This is a genomic window from Prolinoborus fasciculus (assembly GCF_056724605.1).
Genome location: NZ_JBWZQN010000064.1, coordinates 1 through 20375, shown reverse-complemented (window position 1 = coordinate 20375; position 20375 = coordinate 1). Strand labels below are relative to the sequence as shown.

At 45.1% G+C, this 20375-nt stretch carries 22 protein-coding genes and 4 pseudogenes; 15 read left to right on the top strand and 11 right to left on the bottom strand.

Annotation, left to right across the window (positions count from 1 at the left end; genetic code table 11):
- Window positions 1-166 precede the first annotated feature (166 nt).
- The 5 genes and pseudogenes from AC1P5O_RS13730 to AC1P5O_RS13710 all read left to right on the top strand — a co-directional run.
- On the top strand, window positions 167-424 hold the full coding sequence (locus tag AC1P5O_RS13730) for a hypothetical protein (protein ID WP_004726728.1): 258 nt from the start codon (window positions 167-169) through the stop codon (window positions 422-424).
- Window positions 425-1344: 920 nt separating this feature from the next.
- Window positions 1345-1650, top strand: a complete 306-nt coding sequence (locus AC1P5O_RS13725) for a helix-turn-helix domain-containing protein (protein ID WP_000366814.1) — start codon at window positions 1345-1347, stop codon at window positions 1648-1650.
- Window positions 1650-2915 carry a type II toxin-antitoxin system HipA family toxin gene (locus AC1P5O_RS13720; RefSeq protein WP_000934717.1) on the top strand — a complete coding sequence of 422 codons (1266 nt, stop codon included), beginning with the start codon at window positions 1650-1652 and terminating at the stop codon, window positions 2913-2915. The genes AC1P5O_RS13725 and AC1P5O_RS13720 overlap by 1 nt, the downstream gene beginning before the upstream one ends.
- 751 nt (window positions 2916-3666) lie before the next feature.
- Window positions 3667-4059 carry a Cd(II)/Pb(II)-responsive transcriptional regulator gene (gene cadR / locus AC1P5O_RS13715; protein WP_000550240.1) on the top strand — a complete coding sequence of 131 codons (393 nt, stop codon included), beginning with the start codon at window positions 3667-3669 and terminating at the stop codon, window positions 4057-4059.
- A gap of 93 nt (window positions 4060-4152) precedes the next feature.
- Window positions 4153-4314 (top strand): annotated as a pseudogene (locus AC1P5O_RS13710) (IS6 family transposase); the annotation flags it as partial.
- A gap of 41 nt (window positions 4315-4355) precedes the next feature.
- Here AC1P5O_RS13710 and AC1P5O_RS13705 read toward each other — a convergent pair.
- Window positions 4356-4658, bottom strand: a complete 303-nt coding sequence (locus AC1P5O_RS13705) for a helix-turn-helix domain-containing protein (protein ID WP_005237493.1) — start codon at window positions 4656-4658, stop codon at window positions 4356-4358.
- A complete protein-coding gene (locus AC1P5O_RS13700; RefSeq protein ID WP_000269911.1) occupies window positions 4651-5007 on the bottom strand; it encodes a type II toxin-antitoxin system RelE/ParE family toxin in 357 nt (118 codons plus the stop codon). The genes AC1P5O_RS13705 and AC1P5O_RS13700 overlap by 8 nt, the downstream gene beginning before the upstream one ends.
- Window positions 5008-5615: 608 nt before the next feature.
- On the opposite strand from AC1P5O_RS13700, the gene AC1P5O_RS13695 reads away from it, so the two are divergent.
- A complete protein-coding gene (locus AC1P5O_RS13695; protein WP_001067793.1) occupies window positions 5616-6320 on the top strand; it encodes an IS6-like element IS1007 family transposase in 705 nt (234 codons plus the stop codon).
- Window positions 6321-6442: 122 nt separating this feature from the next.
- Here the strand turns inward: AC1P5O_RS13695 and merR are convergent, their stop codons facing one another.
- Window positions 6443-6898: a mercury resistance transcriptional regulator MerR gene (gene merR / locus AC1P5O_RS13690; RefSeq protein WP_001166628.1), complete on the bottom strand. Its 456-nt coding sequence runs from the start codon at window positions 6896-6898 to the stop codon at window positions 6443-6445.
- A gap of 71 nt (window positions 6899-6969) precedes the next feature.
- On the opposite strand from merR, the gene merT reads away from it, so the two are divergent.
- From merT to AC1P5O_RS13655, 7 genes are all read left to right on the top strand, one after another.
- Window positions 6970-7320 (top strand): mercuric ion transporter MerT, encoded by a 351-nt coding sequence (merT, locus tag AC1P5O_RS13685; protein WP_001294659.1) that lies wholly within the window; start codon window positions 6970-6972, stop codon window positions 7318-7320.
- A gap of 13 nt (window positions 7321-7333) precedes the next feature.
- Complete coding sequence (gene merP / locus AC1P5O_RS13680; protein WP_004178136.1) at window positions 7334-7609, top strand: mercury resistance system periplasmic binding protein MerP; 276 nt, start codon at window positions 7334-7336, stop codon at window positions 7607-7609.
- A 27-nt stretch (window positions 7610-7636) separates the two neighbouring features.
- Window positions 7637-8062: an organomercurial transporter MerC gene (gene merC, locus AC1P5O_RS13675; protein WP_000522997.1), complete on the top strand. Its 426-nt coding sequence runs from the start codon at window positions 7637-7639 to the stop codon at window positions 8060-8062.
- 38 nt (window positions 8063-8100) lie between these two features.
- A complete protein-coding gene (gene merA / locus AC1P5O_RS13670; RefSeq protein WP_004644736.1) occupies window positions 8101-9786 on the top strand; it encodes a mercury(II) reductase in 1686 nt (561 codons plus the stop codon).
- Window positions 9787-9803: 17 nt separating this feature from the next.
- Window positions 9804-10169: a mercury resistance co-regulator MerD gene (merD, locus tag AC1P5O_RS13665; protein WP_001277463.1), complete on the top strand. Its 366-nt coding sequence runs from the start codon at window positions 9804-9806 to the stop codon at window positions 10167-10169.
- Window positions 10166-10402: a broad-spectrum mercury transporter MerE gene (merE, locus tag AC1P5O_RS13660; protein ID WP_001087807.1), complete on the top strand. Its 237-nt coding sequence runs from the start codon at window positions 10166-10168 to the stop codon at window positions 10400-10402. The genes merD and merE overlap by 4 nt, the downstream gene beginning before the upstream one ends.
- Window positions 10403-10467: 65 nt before the next feature.
- On the top strand, window positions 10468-10680 hold the full coding sequence (locus tag AC1P5O_RS13655) for a DUF3330 domain-containing protein (protein WP_000993245.1): 213 nt from the start codon (window positions 10468-10470) through the stop codon (window positions 10678-10680).
- A 50-nt stretch (window positions 10681-10730) separates the two neighbouring features.
- Here the strand turns inward: AC1P5O_RS13655 and AC1P5O_RS13650 are convergent, their stop codons facing one another.
- From AC1P5O_RS13650 to AC1P5O_RS13630, 5 genes are all read right to left on the bottom strand, one after another.
- Window positions 10731-11630 carry a cation diffusion facilitator family transporter gene (locus AC1P5O_RS13650; RefSeq protein ID WP_005028603.1) on the bottom strand — a complete coding sequence of 300 codons (900 nt, stop codon included), beginning with the start codon at window positions 11628-11630 and terminating at the stop codon, window positions 10731-10733.
- A gap of 86 nt (window positions 11631-11716) precedes the next feature.
- Window positions 11717-14857 (bottom strand): efflux RND transporter permease subunit, encoded by a 3141-nt coding sequence (locus AC1P5O_RS13645; protein ID WP_005028604.1) that lies wholly within the window; start codon window positions 14855-14857, stop codon window positions 11717-11719.
- Window positions 14847-16076 (bottom strand): efflux RND transporter periplasmic adaptor subunit, encoded by a 1230-nt coding sequence (locus tag AC1P5O_RS13640; protein WP_016658777.1) that lies wholly within the window; start codon window positions 16074-16076, stop codon window positions 14847-14849. The genes AC1P5O_RS13645 and AC1P5O_RS13640 overlap by 11 nt, the downstream gene beginning before the upstream one ends.
- A gap of 1 nt (window position 16077) precedes the next feature.
- The gene (locus AC1P5O_RS13635; RefSeq protein WP_156189612.1) at window positions 16078-17403 is read right to left on the bottom strand and encodes a TolC family protein; all 1326 of its coding nucleotides are present in this window, start codon (window positions 17401-17403) and stop codon (window positions 16078-16080) included.
- 48 nt (window positions 17404-17451) lie between these two features.
- Window positions 17452-17862, bottom strand: coding sequence for a cation efflux protein, CzcI-like (locus AC1P5O_RS13630; protein WP_211100789.1), 411 nt, complete (start codon window positions 17860-17862; stop codon window positions 17452-17454).
- A gap of 607 nt (window positions 17863-18469) precedes the next feature.
- Between AC1P5O_RS13630 and AC1P5O_RS13625 the strand changes: the two are divergent.
- Window positions 18470-18706 (top strand): annotated as a pseudogene (locus AC1P5O_RS13625) (hypothetical protein); the annotation flags it as partial.
- A 124-nt stretch (window positions 18707-18830) separates the two neighbouring features.
- On the opposite strand, the gene AC1P5O_RS13620 reads toward AC1P5O_RS13625, so the two are convergent.
- The 3 genes and pseudogenes from AC1P5O_RS13620 to AC1P5O_RS13610 form a co-directional block, all read right to left on the bottom strand.
- On the bottom strand, window positions 18831-19490 hold the full coding sequence (locus AC1P5O_RS13620) for a S16 family serine protease (RefSeq protein ID WP_318270518.1): 660 nt from the start codon (window positions 19488-19490) through the stop codon (window positions 18831-18833).
- Window positions 19477-19584: pseudogene (locus AC1P5O_RS13615) on the bottom strand (hypothetical protein); the annotation flags it as partial. The pseudogene AC1P5O_RS13615 and the gene AC1P5O_RS13620, both read right to left, overlap by 14 nt.
- A pseudogene (locus AC1P5O_RS13610) lies at window positions 19566-19748 on the bottom strand (BrxR family helix-turn-helix transcriptional regulator); the annotation flags it as partial. The pseudogenes AC1P5O_RS13610 and AC1P5O_RS13615, both read right to left, overlap by 19 nt.
- 208 nt (window positions 19749-19956) lie before the next feature.
- Here AC1P5O_RS13610 and AC1P5O_RS13605 point away from each other — a divergent pair.
- The gene (locus AC1P5O_RS13605) at window positions 19957-20295 is read left to right on the top strand and encodes a DUF4236 domain-containing protein (protein WP_336755086.1); all 339 of its coding nucleotides are present in this window, start codon (window positions 19957-19959) and stop codon (window positions 20293-20295) included.
- Window positions 20296-20375: the final 80 nt, after the last annotated feature.

Genomic DNA, 20375 nt, shown 5'->3' with positions numbered 1-20375 from the left:
GGATAATCTTTTTCAGATTCAATTAGTAATTGAACCGCTCTTTCTCTAATTTCGGGGGTATAGGTTGGTTTTTTCATCGGAATAGTCTCTCAGAATATTGAGTCTCCGACAAACCCGGTACGGTTCATACAGATTACATGCAGGTGAATTACTCTGTGGCTGTATCATGGCTTTTGTGCAATCCAATCCATTTGATCCGAATGTTCTCTTTTGCAATAAAGCAGCCTCTTCTGCTTTTCCTGAACCAACGAACTATGTCATTGATTTGATTCAACCGACAACAGTGATGCTGAATCAAATCTCCAAAGAAGGGATTAAATGCAAGAAATGTGGTAAGAAAAAGATAGGGGATGGAAGTTATTATCCGTCTAATTGGAACCAGCCCATGAGTCGAGATCAGTTGAGTAAGAATCATTTTAAATGAATAAGAGAAGGATGGCTTACCTCACTTCTCCGAATAACAATGCTATGCTTTTCAACCAAGGTTATAAATTGGCAACTACATTTCATTCTTCTTCATGCTGGTCCTATAGCCTGTAGACAATTACTACATCATTTGCATTCAATGCTCAATACAGCCTGTCAGCAGAACCGCAGCGATACTTTTTTTCGTGCATACATGTAGTGTTTAAATCCATTCATTTTTCAATGATCCTCTGCCGTTTATCACATTTATGGTCGATCTTTAACCTTGTGAAAAATGCACATACCGATCCCTTCAAACTGTCAAATTTATGTATGCATGACATTTAAAGAAAATTATCTGATCAATTTTTTTAGGTAAAATTCATCAAGAAAAAAGTTATTATTATTCATAACATCACCAATAACCACATAAAAACAATAATTTAATAAATTATTCTTCCAATTTTTTTATATTTAGTGTTATTACCTCTAAATCCATGTTTACCACCTTCTATTACATAAGTAATTTAGAAGTATCCACGATATAAATTGCTTGCCCTCACACCTCTCCCCTCTCACGCCCAAAAAATTTATACTGAAAGGCAGATTAAGCCCGTTCGAGTTACATATAGCCGCATGCTATATTGAAAGCATTAAGAAAATATCCTCAATATTTATAGGATTTTTAAAGTATGAACTAATTTTCGAAGAACCCTTTCTAAGTAATGTGACCTATTAGGAAAAATGAAAATACTGAAATCTCCGTATCAACAATCAGTCAAAGTACATCCTGATGATTTTCTGTAACCGATACCCAAGGACTATACCTACCCTTCTGATGTGCTGTGCAACAAAGCCCTCCTTAGCCACACTATAGCTATAGATTAATTCCATTATTTTGTGATTTAATTAAATTATTCATTCTTAAGACCCAATTTAATGGATTTATATTTCACTAAACCAGAAGAAGTTGTGACTCTTTTAGGTGAGCGTTTACGTAAGCAACGACTCTTTCTGGAGATGTCTCAAGCTGAGGTAGCAGCACGCGCTGGTGTCGGCGTGAATACAGTTTCGAATCTTGAAGCGGGACGAAATGTATCTGTTGAAAATTTAGTCCGTATTGCAATGGTCTTGGGTCGATTAAACGAACTTCAGGAACTATTTAAACCTCAGCTTAACAGTGTGAATGACATTCTTCGCTATGAGAGTCAAAGTAAGCGCCACCGTATTAAGAGGAAGGGATAATGCTCAATAGACTTAATGTTTATTACAACGGTTGGGGCGAATCATGGTTATGGGGAACGCTGATTAGTTCAACAGCCACGACAGGTAGACCCACCATTGCTTTTGAATATAGTCCAGAAGCAATACAGCAAGGTGTTGAGCTCTCTTCTTACTTGCTGCCTTTAAAAGGTCTACCATTCAGACAAGGTTTTCCTACTCATCAAATGGGACTCCCAGGTCCAGTCTATGACGCTTTACCAGATGGTTGGGGCATGATGTTGATGGATCGATATTTCAAAAAAATTGGCTTAAATTCAGCACGAATTGGACCTTTGGAGCGTCTGACCTATATTAGTAGTCACGCAATGGGTGCCCTCTCCTTTGAACCTTGTGTTGCTGACATGCAAACCTCAGAAAATATCCCTTTACAACAACTGGCCCAGGAAGTTCAAGAAGTACTCAAAGGTGAAGGTGGTGAATTTCTACAGCATTTATTGGTCATGGGTGGCTCCCCTCAAGGTGCCAGACCAAAAGCGTTGGTTTACCGAGATCCTGTCAATTTAGAGTTTTCGACTCAAGATTCTGATCAACATGAAGCCTGGCTGATTAAGTTTCCTGCTCAGCAAGAGCATCCTGAAGTCTGCGCCATTGAAGCCGTCTATGCAGAATGTTTGCGACTTTGTGCAATTGAGACTCCAGATACCCATTTCTTTAATTTGCCCAATGGTTTAACGGCTTTTGCTTCTAAACGATTCGATCGTCAAAATGGTATGCGGATTCCAATGCAGAGTTTGGCTGCATATACAGGAGCAGACTATAAAGTTCCAGGTAGCCTAGACTATCGCAATTTTCTCCGGGCAACCTTGATGTGTACGCAAGATGTACGAGAAAGATTGCATGCTTTTAAACGTGCTGTGTTTAATGTGCTTTTCAATAATCGGGATGACCATACTAAGAACTTTTCATTTCTCATGGAGAAAAATGGTCAATGGAAATTGGCTCCAGCCTATGATGTGACCTTCTGCGAGGGTCCAGGTGGTTATCATCAAATGGACATTATGGGAGAAGCGCTCAATATTTCCCGAAATGACATACATAAACTCGGTACTTCAGAAGCTAATCTGACTACTCTAGAAGTCGATGAGATCATCTTGACCATGCGTGAAATTGCACTTCAATTTAGTCAAATTGCGCAGCGCCTGTATCCCCATCAAATTCGAGAATCTACCCTACAGATGATTCAATCACGGATTCAACAGAATATTGATTTTTTAACTGAAACCTAAGCGTAAATATAAACTAAGCGCCAACCATCAACTGCAAATAGACTTTGATATAGTTAGTCGCTACATAATCTGTAGAACCTGTGAATTAGCTCTCTTTATAATCACGAATATTAGATGGATCACCGCTAAGATATATTCTGCAAACGTGAAATCACTACATCCAGATCGAAAATCACTAAGAAAAAACTGTCACCAAAAAAAGGTCTGCACTATGGATAGATGCAGACCAAACTCTGGATAACTACCAGCACGAGAAATATGTCGCAATTTTGCATAGACATGAATTTGATAAAATCAGCCCAGAAAGCCAGAAATTCATAAAAACTATTTCATCAATCCCCTATAACTTAATCACGTTCATGGTCGATCTTAAATCTTGTGAAAAGTACTCATGCTGACCTAGCCAAACTGTAAAACTCATGTATTCATAGCCTTTAAATGAATCTTTCAATCGGTATATTTAAGGTAAAAACTAGTAATCAGAAGTTATTATCACCCCCATATAAAACAAGGATCAACTTAAAAACAATAACTTAGTAAATTATTCTTCCATTTTTTTTATATTTAGTGTTATTGTTTGCTTCTGCAATTGATGGATGATTTTCTTGTTGAGATTTCTTATCTTCGCATGGTGTTTCTTTACTACATCCACAACCACTCATAATTATACCCATTAAAAAAATTATAAACTTTGAATATTAGAATCCCTATAGTTACTATAGAGTCAAGAATCTTTGGAAATACTAACTCAATGCATTTAAAAATTGGTGAACTCTCTAAAAAAACCTCATGTTCAGTATTAACAATTAGGTTTTATGAAAAGGAAGGTTTAATTCCGGAACCGGAAAGAACGGAAGGAAATTACCGCCTTTACGATGTAGGCTATGTTGAGCGAATTAAATTTATTTTGAATTGCCGAACTTTAAATATGAGTTTGAATGAAATTCGTCAATTACTTACCTATAAAGACAAACCTGAGAAAAATTGTTCAGATGTGAATGAGTTAATTGACTTACATGTCAGTGCTATCAGAGAAAATATAATCAAGCAACAAAAGCTTATTGAACAACTATCTGATTTAAGAGGTACTTGTGATGGTTTATGTACAATTGACCAATGTGGAGTTTTAAAAAATCTAGCTTGATTATCTAGACCTATGCTTTTTTCAAAAAATCGGCACTGTTGCAAATAACCACGAATGGTAAGCTGAAGACTGTTTTAGCTAAAGGTGCAGCATATGAATCCTTTCCATGGTCGGCATTTTCAGGGCGAAATCATTCTTTGGGCTGTGCGCTGGTATTGTAAATATGGCATTAGCTATCGTGAACTGCAGGAAATGCTGGCCGAACGGGGTGTGAATGTTGATCACACGACTATTTACCGTTGGGTTCAACGTTATACGAATCTAAAAATGGGAGCCTATAGCTCCCATTTTTATTGTTAAACGTTGAATCCTATATGTTTTCCTGTTGGAAGCTCTACATCAATACGGAGCTTCCCTCCCATTGCCTCAACATACTTTTTCAAGGTTGAAATCTTAAGATCATTGCCACGATTTTCTATTGCTGAAAGCGATGGCTGTTTTATTCCCAAAGTTTCAGCAAGCTCTTTTTGAGAAATTTCGAGTTCTTCACGAATAAGATGAAGCTGATTTTCTAGCAGTAATTCATCAGCCATTTTTTGAATACGGGCTTGGCTCTCTGGAGAGCGGCTAGCTAACAATTCTTGCAGAGTCTTAGCCATTAGATTTATCTCCTAGGGTAGTGAGATGAAGTTGGTATTGTTCATCTGCAATATCCAGCATGTCTTTATAAAAACGCTTTTTACCGCCTTTATCAGCAATACATAGAACAATAGCCTGTCGTAAGGGATCAAATGCGAAGAAAGCTCTTAAGGGTCTACCGCGATGTTGAACGCGCAGTTCTTTCATATTGGTAAATTTAGACTCATACACAGTATCTACTAAAGGGCGGCCTAAACTCGGCCCCTGCTGCTGTAGAACAACCAGGGCAGCTAGGACCTTCTCTTGAGTAGATTCATCTTGCTGTTCAAGCCACTGATTAAATAGATCTGTCGTAATGACTGTCCACATACCACAACCAAAATATAGATTATAGTCTATATTTTAGAGGCATTATGCTTGTTTTGCAAATGAGAAATGATAGGCAATAAAAAACCCCGGCATCCTGCCAGGGTTTTTTATTGGAACATTAGGTCTCTGTGCTCTTGCGTGTCTTATATAGCGCCATCCTGGTGCTTATTTTTAATTATATGGAACTTCCTGTTCCTGACCACTTAATCATATGAAAATTCTACTGTTCCAGATAGCCGCAAAGGGCCGAGATTGATGTGAGCCAAAGCGTACAAAATAGCCTAAATTTCATCCACAGCAATTGGGGATAGTTTTCGCCCTAGAAGAGCTGAGAACATTGGGAAAATGCCAAAATTGAGCATTTTTTAGACGATTTTATTGGCGAAAGATTACAAATCTGCTTAAAAAAACACGAGTTGTGAAAGCGTGTGTTTTCTGATCTTTTTGGTTTTGGTTTTATTGTGTCAAGTATATGATAAATAACACTATTTAAAAAGACTGTTATTCACCAATTAAAATGTCTATGCGATAAACCATTTAAAATGGGCACTGTTGCAAATAGGCTGACATGATAAGCTAAATATCTTATTTATTTCGAGATACAGCAGATGAATCCCTTCCACGGTCGGCACTTTCAAGGTGAAATCATTCTTTGGGCTGTTCGTTGGTATTGTAAATATGGCATCAGCTATCGTGAACTTCAGGAAATGCTCGCTGAACGTGGAGTGAATGTTGATCACACCACAATTTATCGCTGGGTTCAGCGTTATGCTCCAGAAATGGAAAAACGTTTACGTTGGTATTGGCGTAATCCTACAGATCGACATTTATGGCATCTGGATGAAACTTACGTAAAAGTGAATGGCAAATGGGCATATCTATACCGTGCAGTTGACCAACGTGGCCATACTCTTGATTTCTATCTTTCTGCTAGACGAAATACCCATTCAGCTTATTGTTTTCTTGGTAAGATTTTGAATCATGTCAAAAAATGGCAGATTCCACGAGTCATAAACACTGATAAGGCTCATACCTATGGCCGTGCTTTGTCGCGACTAAAACAGGAAGGAAAGTGTCCTGAAGACCTGGACCATCGACAGATTAAATACAAGAATAACGTGATTGAATGTGATCATGGCAAGCTCAAACGGATCATCAAGGCTACGTTGGGATTCAAGTCTATGAAAACGGCTTATGCCACAATTAAAGGAATTGAGGTTATGCGTGCTCTACGCAAAGGACAAGCTTCATTATTTTATAACGGTAATATTCTAGGAGAAGTTTGGCTAGTAAATAGAGTTTTCGGTCTCTAAGCTTTTTTGAAGGGAAAATCATTGACTCAGATCCCTATTTGCAACAGTGCCGTCAAAACTGCAAGTATGCAGTCTTGACCAGGCATCTAGGGGTCGTCTCAGAATTCGGAAAATAAAGCACGCTAAGGCGTAGTCACCCCGTGACTCCCCCGCGCCGATGCAGCGAGCTTCGTTCCGTCTTGCAGTGACGCAATCAGCGGGCAGGAAACGTTCCCTTTCCGCGCATGGCAGGCGCACACCAGTTCAGACAGCACGGCCTCCATGCGTGCCAAGTCGGCCATCTTCTCGCGCACATCCTTGAGCTTGTGCTCGGCCAGGCCGCTGGCTTCCTCGCAATGGGTGCCATCCTCCAGCCGCAGTAGCTCGGCGATTTCGTCCAGGCTAAAGCCCAGCCGCTGGGCCGATTTCACGAACCGCACTCGTGTTACATCCGCCTCGCCATAGCGGCGAATGCTGCCATAGGGCTTGTCTGGCTCCGGCAGCAGGCCCTTGCGCTGGTAGAACCGGATGGTCTCCACATTGACCCCGGCCGCCTTGGCAAAAACGCCAATGGTCAGATTCTCAAAATTAATTTGCATATCGCTTGACTCCGTACATAACTACGGAAGTAAGCTTAAGCTATCCAAACCAAATTTGAAAGGACAAGCGTATGTCTGAACCACAAAACGGGCGCGGCGCGCTCTTCGCCGGTGGGCTGGCCGCCATTCTTGCGTCGGCCTGCTGCCTGGGGCCGCTGGTTTTGATCGCCTTGGGGTTCAGCGGGGCATGGATCGGCAACCTGACGGTATTGGAGCCGTATCGGCCGATCTTCATCGGCGCGGCGCTGGTTGCACTGTTCTTTGCCTGGCGGCGCATCGTCCGACCGACCGCAGCCTGCAAGCCGGGCGAGGTGTGCGCGATTCCGCAAGTGCGCACCACCTACAAGCTCATTTTCTGGTTCGTCGCCGTGTTGGTCTTGGTCGCGCTTGGTTTTCCCTACGTCATGCCATTTTTCTACTAATCAGGAGTTCATCATGAAAAAGCTGTTTGCCTCCCTCGCTCTCGCCGCTTTCGTTGCCCCCGTGTTCGCCGCCACTCAGACCGTCACGCTGTCCGTGCCTGGCATGACCTGCGCCTCTTGCCCGATCACTGTCAAGCACGCGCTTTCCAAGGTTGAGGGCGTGAGCAAGACCGACGTAAGTTTCGACAAGCGCCAGGCCGTCGTCACCTTCGACGATGCCAAGACCAACGTCCAGAAGTTGACCAAGGCGACCGAGGACGCGGGCTATCCGTCCAGCCTCAAACGCTGATCCGTTAACCGAACTCGGGAGCGACACATGGGACTCATCACGCGCATCGCTGGCAAAACCGGCGCGCTCGGCAGCGTCGTTTCCGCGATGGGCTGCGCCGCCTGTTTTCCTGCCATCGCCAGCTTTGGCGCGGCCATCGGACTGGGCTTCTTGAGCCAGTACGAGGGGCTATTCATTGGCATCCTGCTGCCGATGTTCGCCGGCATCACGTTACTCGCCAATGCTATCGCTTGGCTCAATCATCGACAGTGGCGACGCACGGCGCTCGGCACGATAGGCCCGATCTTGGTGCTGGCAGCGGTGTTTTTAATGCGGGCTTACGGCTGGCAGAGCGGTGGACTGCTCTATGTCGGCCTGGCCTTGATGGTTGGGGTGTCGGTCTGGGATTTCATCTCGCCAGCACATCGCCGCTGCGGGCCGGACAGCTGTGAATTGCCAGAACAACGTGGCTGACGGCAACAGCCGTAGCCACCACAGAAAAGGAAAAATACATGACCACCCTGAAAATCACCGGGATGACCTGCGACTCGTGCGCGGCTCACGTCAAGGAAGCCTTGGAGAAAGTGCCCGGCGTGCAATCGGCGCTGGTGTCCTATCCGAAGGGCACAGCGCAACTCGCCATTGAGGCGGGCACGTCATCGGATGCGCTGACTACCGCCGTGGCCGGACTGGGCTACGAGGCAACGCTTGCCGATGCGCCACCGACGGACAACCGCGCCGGCCTGCTCGACAAGATGCGCGGCTGGATAGGGGCCGCTGATAAGCCCAGTGGCAACGAACGCCCGTTGCAGGTCGTCGTCATTGGTAGCGGTGGCGCGGCAATGGCGGCAGCACTGAAGGCCGTCGAGCAAGGCGCGCACGTCTCGCTGATCGAGCGCGGCACCATCGGCGGCACCTGCGTCAACGTCGGCTGCGTGCCGTCCAAGATCATGATTCGCGCCGCCCACATCGCCCATTTACGTCGGGAAAGTCCGTTCGACGGCGGTATCGCGGCGACTGTGCCTGCGATTGACCGCAGCAAACTACTGGCCCAGCAGCAGGCGCGCGTCGAAGAACTGCGCCATGCCAAGTACGAAGGCATTCTGGACGGCAACCCGGCCATCACCGTTGTACATGGTGAGGCGCGTTTCAAGGATGAGCAGAGCCTGGTCGTCCGTTTAAACGATGGTGGCGAGCGCGTGGTAGCTTTCGACCGCTGCTTAGTCGCCACGGGTGCCAGCCCGGCCGTGCCGCCGATTCCGGGCCTGAAAGAGTCACCCTACTGGACTTCGACCGAGGCCCTGGTCAGCGACACCCTTCCCGAACGCCTAGCTGTGATCGGCTCGTCGGTGGTCGCGCTGGAACTGGCGCAAGCCTTCGCCCGGCTGGGCAGCCAGGTCACGATCCTAGCTCGCAACACGCTGTTCTTCCGCGACGACCCGGCCATCGGCGAGGCCGTTACAGCCGCGTTCCGTGCCGAAGGGATCAAGGTATTGGAACACACGCAAGCCAGCCAGGTCGCGCATGTGGACGGCGAATTCGTGCTGACCACCGGGTACGGTGAAATACGCGCCGACCAGCTGCTGGTCGCCACTGGCAGGGCACCGAACACGCGCAGCCTGGCATTGGAAGCGGCGGGAGTCGCTGCCAATGCGCAGGGGGCCATCGTCATCGACAAGGGCATGCGCACCAGTACGCCACACATTTATGCGGCTGGCGACTGCACCGACCAGCCTCAGTTCGTCTATGTGGCGGCAGCGGCCGGCACCCGTGCTGCGATCAACATGACTGGCGGCGATGCGGCCCTGGACCTGACCGCAATGCCGGCCGTGGTATTCACCGACCCGCAGGTCGCCACCGTGGGCTACAGCGAGGCGGAAGCACATCACGACGGGATCGAGACCGACAGTCGCACCTTGACCTTGGACAACGTGCCGCGTGCGCTTGCCAACTTCGACACACGCGGCTTCATCAAGCTGGTCATCGAGGAAGGTAGCGGACGGCTCATCGGCGTGCAAGCGGTGGCCCCGGAAGCGGGTGAACTGATCCAGACGGCGGTGCTCGCCATTCGCAACCGTATGACCGTGCAGGAACTGGCCGACCAATTGTTCCCCTACCTGACCATGGTCGAAGGGCTGAAGCTCGCGGCGCAGACCTTCAGCAAGGACGTGAAGCAGCTTTCGTGCTGCGCCGGATGAGGAAAAGGAGGTGTTCAATGAGCGCCTACACAGTGTCCCGGCTGGCCCTTGATGCCGGGGTGAGCGTGCATATCGTGCGCGACTACCTGCTGCGCGGATTGCTACGGCCGGTCGCGTGCACCACGGGCGGCTACGGCTTGTTCGATGACACCGCGTTGCAACGGCTGCGCTTTGTACGGGCTGCCTTCGAAGCGGGTATCGGCCTGGACGCACTGGCGCGGCTGTGCCGGGCGCTGGATGCTGCGGACGGTGACGGTGCGTCTGCGCAGCTTGCCGTGTTGCGGCAACTCGTCGAGCGTCGGCGCGAGGCCCTGGCCAGCCTCGAAATGCAACTGGCCGCCATGCCAACCGAACCGGCACAGCACGCGGAGAGTCTGCCATGAACAGCCCAGAGCACTTGCCGTCTGAGACGCACAAACCGATCACCGGCTACTTGTGGGGCGCGCTGGCCGTGCTCACCTGTCCCTGCCATTTGCCGATTCTCGCCATTGTGCTAGCCGGCACGACGGCCGGCGCGTTCATCGGGGAGCACTGGGGTATTGCAGCCCTCACGCTGACCGGCTTGTTTGTCCTGTCTGTGACGCGGCTGCTGCGGGCCTTCAAGGGAAGATCATGACCGCTTCCCAGCCAGCCGAGAGTGGGCAGCTTTGAGCTTCGCTACCAATCTGGAGGAGTACCACCATGAACGCAAACGCCCCGAACACTGCCAGTTGCACCACCTGCTGCGTATGCTGCAAAGAAATTCCGCTCGATGCCGCCTTCACCCCGGAAGGCGCGGAATACGTCGAACATTTCTGCGGGCTGGATTGCTATGAACGCTTCCAGGCACGCGCCAAGGCCGCGACAGAATCTGACATTGCGCCTGTTCCTGGCGGTTCGCAGCCGTCAGATTGAAGCATACTTTAAAGTTACACAAAACATCTATATGAAGACTAAAGTCCAAATTAGTGTTTATGTTGGTTCAATGTATTACATTTCGTATTTTCTATTTGTAACGTAATTTCAGTAATATTATGATTATGTTTTAGAACTTCTAAGGCCTTTTGATAGAGTTGATCTGTATTGCTATTCGGAGCAACCAAATGAGCAGTTAAATGAATATTTCTTGAGGATATAGCCCAGACTTTCAACTGATGAATCCCTTCAACGCCCTCTAGCTTCAATAAATCATTTCTTAACGACTCAATATCAATCTCATCAGGAACTCCTTCAAGCAGAATATGAATACTTTGTTTTAATAAAATCCAAGTTCGAGGTAAGACCCAGAAGCCAATTAACACAGCGATTACGGTATCAACCCACATCCACTGGGTAAAATAAATAACTATTCCTCCGATAATCACGCCTATCGATCCTAGAGCATCACTAAGAACTTCTAAATATGCACCTTTTATATTTAGACTTCCTTCAGCACTAGCAGAAAGGATTTTCATTGAAATCAAATTTATGACCAAACCAATGACCGCGACAATCATCATTCCAACACTTTGAATTTCAGCAGGATTCGTAAAACGTTGATAAGCTTCATATACAATATATATTGCTACCACAAAAAGCATCACCGCATTAAACAGAGCCGCTAAAATTTCAAATCGCTGATAGCCAAAAGTTCTTTTATCATCTGCGGCTTTTTTACCAATTTTGATAGCGGCAAGAGCAATAGCTAAAGCGGCTACATCAGTAAACATATGAGCTGCATCAGATAACAAAGCCAAACTTTGGGTAATAAAAGCAGCGACAACTTCTACTATTAAAAAAGTAGTCGTTAAACCTAAGGCAACCATTAACTTCTTACTATTTTCTTCAGTAACAACCGCATGGCTATGATCATGATGTTCTGACATAAAATATTTTCCTTATTCTATTTATGATGAGCAGAGATATTGGATAACAGCCAATATCTCTGCTGTAAATCGACTAATCTATTGGATTAAGAAACTTTCTTTTCATTTATCCAACGATAAAGCACGGGTAACAGCACCAAAGTTAGTAATGTTGAAGAGATAATCCCGCCAATCACTACGGTTGCCAGTGGCCGTTGAACCTCAGCCCCTGTTCCGGTTGCCAGCGCCATTGGTACAAAACCCAGTGAAGCCACACAAGCTGTCATCAACACTGGTCTTAAGCGCAAAATAGCCCCTTGCCACACGGCTTTATGCACTGGATATTTGTCCCTTAATTCCTTAATAAAGGTCAGCATTACCAGTCCATTGAGGACTGCAACACCAGATAAGGCAATAAAGCCAATTCCAGCTGACATCGATAATGGAATATCCCTTAGCCAAAGGAACAGCACACCACCGGTCAAGGCAAAGGGTACCCCGGTAAAGACCAATAGACTTTCTTTGACATTGTGAAAGACCGCCATCAGTAAAATAAAGATAGTGATTAAAGCCAGTGGAATCACGATTTGCATCCGTGCTTTGGCTGAAGCCAAATTTTCAAACTGACCGCCATATTCTATCCAATAACCACTTGGCAAAGTGTATGCTTTGAGCTGTGTCTGTACATCAGAAACAAAAGACCCTAAATCACGCCCTTCAACATTCGTTGTAACCACAACTCGGCGTTTACCATTTTCTCGACTGACTTGGTTGATTCCTTCAATGGTCGAGACTTGCGCGACATCCGACAATAAAATACTGCCACCATTTGGAAGCTGAATAGGTAACTGGGAAACAGATGCGACACTACGGTCTTGCTCTCCAAGACGGATAACAAAATCAAAACGACGATCGCCTTCTAAAATCTCTCCCACGCTTTGTCCACCAATACTTGCAGCCACCACATCCTGAATAGATTTCACACTCAAGCCATACTGGGCAGCTAAAGCTTTATCAATCTCTACATTGAGTAAAGGCAGACCCGAAGTTTGTTCAACTTTCACCGCACTGCTACCTGCGACTTGCTGAATGATTTTCGCGATTTTTGCAGCCTCAGTATTCAAAACCTGCATGTCATCACCAAAAACCTTCACCCCCACATCACTGCGTATACCTGAAATCAGTTCATTAAAACGTAGCTCAATAGGCTGAGAAAACTCACTGTTATTGCCGGGAATTGTCGCAAGATAAGCTTCCATTCGGGTTCGAAGTGCATCTAGGCTTTCTTTTGAATCTGGCCATTCCTCACGTGGTTTCAGCATGATATAACCATCGGAAATATTCGGTGGCATCACATCTGTCGCCACTTCAGCAGTCCCGGTACGGGCAAATATAGCTTTAATTTCGGGAAAGTTTTTCAGTAAAAGCTTTTCGGTATTTTCCTGAATACGTAAAGACTCTTCCAAGCCTGTGCTTGGAGAACGTAATTGCTGTACCGCAAAATCACCTTCACTCAGCTGGGGTGCAAACTCACTGCCAATCTTCGTGCTGAGCAGACCCGTAATGACCAGGAGACAAATGGCAAAAGTTAAAACCACCGCTTTGTAATGATAGGCTCCATCCAATATCTGTTGATATCGGGTTTTGAGCCAGATCATCCAACGGCTTTCCGTTTCTTTGATCTCCCCTTTAACCCATAAAGCAACTGCAGCGGGCACAAAGGTGATCGATAAAATAATAGCTGCCACCAGTGCGAGAACAACGGTTAAAGCCATCGGATGAAATAGTTTTGCTTCTACACCACTTAAAGCAAAAATCGGCAAATACACCACCAAAATAATAAGCTGACCAAAAATAAGAGGACGACGTGCTTGGCGGGCAGCCAGAAAAACTTCCTTAAAGCGTTCACTTTGTGTGAGAGGTCGTTTTAACAGTTGCTGTGTATGGGCTAAACGCCGGATACAGTTTTCGACAATCACCACAGCACCATCGACAATGATGCCGAAATCGAGTGCACCTAAACTCATCAGATTGGCACTGATATTTTTCTGTGCCATCCCGGTTAAGGTAAACAGCATAGAGAGTGGAATGACACAGGCAGTAATCAAGGCAGCACGGATATTCCCTAAAAACAGGAACAGAATGATGATGACCAGGATTGCTCCCTCTACCAAGTTTTTCTGAACGGTTTTAATCGCCTTCTCAACCAAGGTAGTACGGTCGTACACCGGTTCAATCACTACCCCTTTAGGCAAACTATTCTGAATATCTTGAAGCTTGGCATCCACAGCTTTAGAAACAGTCCGGCTATTTCCACCCATCGCCATCATGGCAATCCCTAAAACGGTTTCTTTGCCGTTATAGGTTGCCCCACCGGTTCTTAAATCATGCCCAATAGAGACTTGCGCAATATCACCAACCCGAATTGGGCTGCCATTTGGGCTACCCAGCATGGTGTTCTCAATATCAGAAAGCCCATTGAATGTACCCGGTACACGTACCGTCAGTTGCTGACCATTGTCTTCAATATAACCTGCACCTCGGTTCTCATTATTTTGCGCTAAAGCCTGTTGCAGTTGTTCTAATGAGATATTCAGTTGCTGCATCCGGTTTAAATCGGGAGAGACCACATAGGTTTTTTCAAAACCACCAATACTGTTGACCTCTGCAACTCCCTTAACACGTTGCAGTTGAGGACGCACAATCCAGTCCTGAATCTCACGCAAATCCATCGGCGTGTATGCAGTTCCATCCGGCTTTTTCGCATTCGGATCTGCCTTCAGTACCCATTGATAAATCTCACCGAGACCCGTAGAAACGGGGGACATCGTCGGTGCGATTTGTGCAGGCAACTCAGATTGCGCCTCCTGTATCCGTTGGTTAATCTGCTGACGGGCCCAATAAATATCAGTCCCATCTTTAAAGACAATGGTGACTTGAGAGAGTCCATAACGGGATATGGAACGGGTAAGCTCCAGATCCGGAATGCCAGCCATGGCATTTTCAATGGGATAGGTAATCCGCTGTTCGACTTCAAGCGCAGTAAAACCCTTGGCTTGAGTATTAATCTGGACTTGGGTATTGGTAATATCGGGTACAGCATCAATCGGGAGTTTCTGATAGCTATACACCCCGACCGCAATCCAGGTACAGACAAAGAGCAACACCCAAATCGCATTTTGTATGGAAAACTGAATGATTCGTTCGAATAAACCTTCTGGTTTTGGCAGATCAGAATTAATGTTCATGGCCTGCCTCGTCTTTTTCTAATTCAGATTTCAACAAGAAACTGCCTTGAGCGATATACTTCTGCCCTTCAGTCAGCCCAGAAATCACTTCAAGCCATTGTCCATCACTTGAAGCCTGCCCCAATTGCACTTTCTGTGCTTTTAAGTGGACTTGACCTTTTTGTTCTGAATCTACGATGAAAATACTGTCTTCACCTTCAATACTTTGCAGCGCAGACTTTTGAATCCGAAGGGCTGATTTTGCTGTAGCTTCCGGAATCAACACTCTCACTAACACATTAGAACGCAACTCAGTAGCTTGCGCATCGAGTTTTGCGCGCACCACCAGACGCCCTGTTTGTACATCTGCCTGAGAGGTTAAGCTTTGTACAGTAGCTTTATAGATTTGATCTGAATCATTCACTTTAAAGTCAATTTTTTGCCCGGCTTGCAGTTGACCTGAGAATTGATTCGGCAAATTAAACTCAAGCCATAAATCTTTCAGCTGTTCAATGACAAAGAGCTGATTAGCCAGTTGCACATTTTCACCGACCACAATATCTTTTTGACTGATCACCCCAGAGATCGGTGCTTTAATCAGAAAACGCCCATTGTTATTGCCACTTGCACCTAATGCATTTAAACGTGCTTGTGAGGACTGGACAGTAATCTGCGCTTGACGGTAGGCATTTTCGGCACGCTGGTAATCCTGTTTGGCAGAAATCCCCTGTGACCAGAGTTGCTGTTCGCGCTGGTAATCTTTACGGGCCAAATCCAGATTCACCTGTGCCATACGCAGATTTGCCTGTTGGTCGATCAGTTCAGGCACGATTAGTACAGCCAGCGTTTGTCCTTTTTGCACGCTCTGTCCTAAAGCCACATTGACCTGCTCGACATGACCACTAAAATTAGGCGATATATGCGCTTGTTGATCGGTATTCACCACCAATTTACCTGGCAGGGTTGTCAGCTTTTCAACCAATCCTGTGGATGCAACAGCAACTTTTAAACCTTGTTCAACCATTTGTTGGCTGGTCAGTTGTATTTCGCCTTCTTCAGCATGTCCTTCTTCAGAACTATCTTCATCAGAATGTTCGGCATTTCCCTCATCATGACCATGCCCCTCAGATTCAGTTTTTTTTGAACTTAACCAAATAACCAGACTGACCAAGACCGTAATCAGAATCAAAATTGCAATCATGAGAGACTGGGATATTTTTCCGTTTTGCTTGGCGTTCATTTTATCGTGCTCCCCCATTGATTAAATTTTGCGATGCTTCGACTGCCTTTTTATTCAGTTGTGTATAGGCATCCGAACGGCTAATTTCTTCATAACTTGTGCCAATACTGAGTGCCTCAGCTGCGAGGGCAGTTTGCCAAGCTTGACGTAGAATTTGTAATTGACCCAATCGAAGATTCTGCAGTTGGGTGGTTGCTTGCTGAACGTCGGTAATGGACAGTTTCCCTGCCTGAAACCCTTGTAAAGTACGGCTCTGAACTTTGGTCGCCAAAGTAACTTGTGCTGTTGTGGCATCGAACTGGCTACGTAAACCTTTGAGCTGATGCATGCTGTTGGCAATATCGAGTATTTGTTGCTTCAGCTCACGCTGCTGCTGTTGGTTCAGCAATATTTGCTGTTGCTGGACCATCGGGATCGCATATTGCTGGCGATTGAAAATATTCAGTGGAATAGCCACGCCGATTGCTAAAGTCGTATCGTTGCTTTCATTAGGGGTTTTGCTACGTTTCATGCCTACATTTAAAGTCGGATTGGGACGTGCCTGAATTCTTAAATTTTCAATTTGATGATCCGATTGCTGAATGTTCAAGGCATAGAATTTTTCTAGCCACCCTTCAGCAATATACCGTTGCACAGTTTGGAGACTTTGCTCTGGCCAAGGGATAGCGGTTTTATTCAATTGAAGATGTGAAGATGTTTCTCCCCCCCACAAATTAGACAGCTGACGACCGGCAGCTTGTTTATTCAGCATCGCTTGCTGATAAAGTCGTTGGATTTCTAGCGCTTCAATTTGGGTACGCTCAAAATCAACCAGGGCAATACTGCCTGCCTGATAGCGTTTCTGGGCACTGTCCAGATTGGCTTTACTTGTTTTTAACTGTACTGAATAAGCAGACTGCTCAACCTCAGCAAGTGCAAATTGCGACCATGCAAATTTAACAATCAGTTGGCTTTGTGCCTTCCATAATTGCTGTTGCAATTGGATTTGTTGATTCGAGGTATTGGCAATCACCCGGTTCAGCTTACGCTGACCAAATAGATCTAGAGGTTGACTAACGCCAACATTGAATTCCTGTTCTTGACCTGAGCCAAAGCCAGACTGTTCTAAACTTATACTTGGATTCTGCCATAACCGACTTTGCTGAATATTCAATTCAGATATTTGCTGAACTTGTTGCCACAGCTTGTCTTGAGTCTGGTAACTTTGTACTTTTGCTAAAGCGGATTCAAAGCTGGTAACGTTTTCAGCATAGCTATATTGCATAGCCGCTGCACATATACAAGCAACCAAGCTATGACGCAAGAGTATAATTGATTGTGAAGACATGATTTTTCCCACTTATTTAAATAATAAAAGTGGTGGGAATGTTTTAGGCTACCCCACCATGAGCGGGGAAAATTTGGGAGGTGGGCTTTGTTGAAACAGGTCAGGAGCCTGATAGCTGTTTTTCCAATGAAATTGTGGATTCACTTTAACTTCAGAGCTTGGATGAAACACATCTACTTTTTCATTTTGTACAATCAAATGCGTCATCGATGGTAGATGATCTTGATGATCTTCACCGATTTCTAAATCGCTACTGAATGTTTTTATGTTTTCTGACTGTCCATTATGATCGTGTTGACGACTATCGCTGGCACACAAGGTATTTTGGTGATGACCAAAATGATAACTCTGCTGTGATTGAGGCTGTTGTTCATGGACACAAAAGGCCGCCGCCACATTCCAAAAGCTTTGGAACATGAACAATCCAACCAAGACTGTAATCCATGTAGTAGAACGCATCATCATAACAATCGAAAAATTTGTACCAAGTATAAGGCTTAGAGCCACTCCAAGGTCAAGCTTAATAAATTAAATTAAACATTCAATGAACACTGAATAGCCGGCACTTTTGCAAATTTACCTTGTCTCTATAAGCTCACATCAATTTCAGGTAAGAATAACAATAGATAGACACAAGAACTTCAAGGTACGACGAAATCATACAAAGTAATCCCATATGAAAACTTCGGTATGATGGCTGTTTTTTATTAGCTACATATTTTTGAATAGCCACCAAAATTCTAGACACACATAACCATCTTTTGATGGGCCTTTTCATAATCTAACTGTCAAAACATTAGAACAACTATTACACATATTCTATATGAGCGTGGACTACACTCCAGCTGAGATTTCATTATTAACGAGCGAATAGCTTTAATTAAAAAGCCCTCATAAAAATTATGAGGGCTTAACCAGACTGTGATTATTTCAAACTAATGATGAACCGTACCGGGTTTGTCGGAGACTTTTTATTTAAGTTAGGCCACCTGACCTAACGGGTTAATCTTATCATAGTACATTGCTTCAAACTCAAAAGGCGATACATTGTCAACGGCATTCTAAAATTGACCCCTTTTACCTTACAAATGGCAAAGTAAAATTGACCCCTGAAATCAGAGAAAGAGCGGTTCAATTACTAATTGAATCTGAAAAAGATTATCCTTCTACTTGGGCAGCAATCACAGCTATTGCTCCTAAAATCGGTTGTACTCCTGAAACATTGCGTGTTTGGTATCAAAAATATTTAGATCAACAAAATCCTGTCAAAATACAACAGATATCTGATCAAGAAAAAATGAAGGGTAATCCCCCCCTAAAATACTAGCTCTTTAAAAGAGGCAGTATTATGCTTTTACAACATGGTGTTTAACTTGAGAAACTGAATTTAAAACAATCTACTGTAACTCTTCCAGACAGATATGAAATTAATCCACCCCTAGCCCCTTAAACACAGCATCTACCGGATCTGCATAAAAGCTGGTCTGGAACTTGGTAAACAGTTCCACAGGAATCGTTGGGATATCTGCCGCACTACTCATTGGCAAAGCAACCTTCTTGGCACCCGCATCAAAAGCAACTTGAAGACATTCGGCAATACTTTCCACCGGTGTCACAGAACCACCCAAGCTCATATCACCCAGTACCACCATCTGACTTTGAACCGATCGTCCTAAGAGGCCAGAAGCGAAAGCCACTAAACTTGGCAGAGCAAGATGGCTGAGCGGCCCGGTATTCTGTAACTCCACCACATGTAAGTGGAAGTCATGTTCCAGCACCTTACTGCCCCCCGAGATCCGGGATGCATTGGCCTTGAAGTAGTCAAAAGCAATCTTGACCTGTTCTTTGGCACTACTTGAATTCCATAAGCCAGATGTCGCCAACTTTCCTGAACCTTTAGTGACTTGCAGTTCTAAGCGGTATAAGCCTGGCATGCCCTTATTACTAAGACCAATGGTATACAGGAAGCCTGGTTTAGCAGGACCTTCGGGAATAAGTCCACCTCCACCCTGCTCTTTTACCGAAACAAAATGCTCTTCTAGGGTGTCATTGTCGATATAGCTAAAATGCACATCATAGAATTCCATCCCTCCAATTTTTCTTCAGCTGTTCTTTGACCCGACGGCGCACCTGCAGTGCATATTCCAGGCATTGCCGTACATCTTCTTTGTTAAACTGACCATGTGGGTATACAGCGTATTGTAACGCTTGATATCCGCAGAAGCCTGCTGTCGACTGAGCCCAAACCAGCTCATTAAACGATTGGTAACCAAACGACCTTCCCAGTAAGCAAGCAGCTCGATCGCTCGCATTCGTAGCAGGACTTCATGCTTATCTGTCGTCATATACCAATCAGTCAATAAATAGCAGCTTTAAGATTACCCTACAGCAAATATACAGTAAACATTTTTGACGGTATTTAAAGGTAGTATTGCAATCACCAGATAAAAAATATACTAGTATCCTGATGATAGCCGTCAAAGTACGATCTCTAGCAGATCATGGATCCTGGTATAGCGCGTGAATTGAGCTAAGTTTTAGAATGAGAGCAATATGGGTTTTAGATTTCGTAAAAGTATTAAATTATTCCCGGGTTTTAAAATTAATCTGACCCATAAAGGCATCAGCAGTGCCAGCATTGGCAAACCTGGTGCTTCTCTAAATATTGGGAAAAAAGGTACGCGAACCAGTGTCGGTATTCCTGGTACGGGACTATCTTACTCTAAACACCAGCCTTACTCTAAAAAAACCCGTGTTCCACAACCGACATCGCTAGAACACACGGAATATAATCCTCAGAATTTAGAACAACCGAAGACAAAGATCTGGCCTTGGATTATTTTTGGGTGGTGTTTCAAAAAGTATGCTGAAAAAAAGCAGGTTGGATTTTGATAAAATAGAGAAATGCGAATAACTCTAGAAATCAAGTGTCCAGCCTGCCTAAGTGACAGTATAAAGAAAAATGGCACAAA

Coding starts and splice junctions, on each gene's coding strand:
- AC1P5O_RS13700 (WP_000269911.1), bottom strand. CDS start 5,007: ATGTGGACAGTCATTACGACAGATCTATTTAATCAGTGGCTTGAACAG.
- AC1P5O_RS13650 (WP_005028603.1), bottom strand. CDS start 11,630: ATGTCAGAACATCATGATCATAGCCATGCGGTTGTTACTGAAGAAAAT.
- AC1P5O_RS13620 (WP_318270518.1), bottom strand. CDS start 19,490: ATGGAATTCTATGATGTGCATTTTAGCTATATCGACAATGACACCCTA.
- AC1P5O_RS13640 (WP_016658777.1), bottom strand. CDS start 16,076: ATGAACGCCAAGCAAAACGGAAAAATATCCCAGTCTCTCATGATTGCA.
- merE (WP_001087807.1), top strand. CDS start 10,166: ATGAACAGCCCAGAGCACTTGCCGTCTGAGACGCACAAACCGATCACC.
- AC1P5O_RS13630 (WP_211100789.1), bottom strand. CDS start 17,862: ATGCGTTCTACTACATGGATTACAGTCTTGGTTGGATTGTTCATGTTC.
- cadR (WP_000550240.1), top strand. CDS start 3,667: ATGCATTTAAAAATTGGTGAACTCTCTAAAAAAACCTCATGTTCAGTA.
- AC1P5O_RS13645 (WP_005028604.1), bottom strand. CDS start 14,857: ATGAACATTAATTCTGATCTGCCAAAACCAGAAGGTTTATTCGAACGA.
- AC1P5O_RS13720 (WP_000934717.1), top strand. CDS start 1,650: ATGCTCAATAGACTTAATGTTTATTACAACGGTTGGGGCGAATCATGG.
- merA (WP_004644736.1), top strand. CDS start 8,101: ATGACCACCCTGAAAATCACCGGGATGACCTGCGACTCGTGCGCGGCT.
- AC1P5O_RS13705 (WP_005237493.1), bottom strand. CDS start 4,658: ATGGCTAAGACTCTGCAAGAATTGTTAGCTAGCCGCTCTCCAGAGAGC.
- merD (WP_001277463.1), top strand. CDS start 9,804: ATGAGCGCCTACACAGTGTCCCGGCTGGCCCTTGATGCCGGGGTGAGC.
- AC1P5O_RS13655 (WP_000993245.1), top strand. CDS start 10,468: ATGAACGCAAACGCCCCGAACACTGCCAGTTGCACCACCTGCTGCGTA.
- AC1P5O_RS13730 (WP_004726728.1), top strand. CDS start 167: ATGGCTTTTGTGCAATCCAATCCATTTGATCCGAATGTTCTCTTTTGC.
- AC1P5O_RS13695 (WP_001067793.1), top strand. CDS start 5,616: ATGAATCCCTTCCACGGTCGGCACTTTCAAGGTGAAATCATTCTTTGG.
- merP (WP_004178136.1), top strand. CDS start 7,334: ATGAAAAAGCTGTTTGCCTCCCTCGCTCTCGCCGCTTTCGTTGCCCCC.
- AC1P5O_RS13725 (WP_000366814.1), top strand. CDS start 1,345: ATGGATTTATATTTCACTAAACCAGAAGAAGTTGTGACTCTTTTAGGT.
- AC1P5O_RS13635 (WP_156189612.1), bottom strand. CDS start 17,403: ATGTCTTCACAATCAATTATACTCTTGCGTCATAGCTTGGTTGCTTGT.
- AC1P5O_RS13605 (WP_336755086.1), top strand. CDS start 19,957: ATGGGTTTTAGATTTCGTAAAAGTATTAAATTATTCCCGGGTTTTAAA.
- merC (WP_000522997.1), top strand. CDS start 7,637: ATGGGACTCATCACGCGCATCGCTGGCAAAACCGGCGCGCTCGGCAGC.
- merT (WP_001294659.1), top strand. CDS start 6,970: ATGTCTGAACCACAAAACGGGCGCGGCGCGCTCTTCGCCGGTGGGCTG.
- merR (WP_001166628.1), bottom strand. CDS start 6,898: ATGCAAATTAATTTTGAGAATCTGACCATTGGCGTTTTTGCCAAGGCG.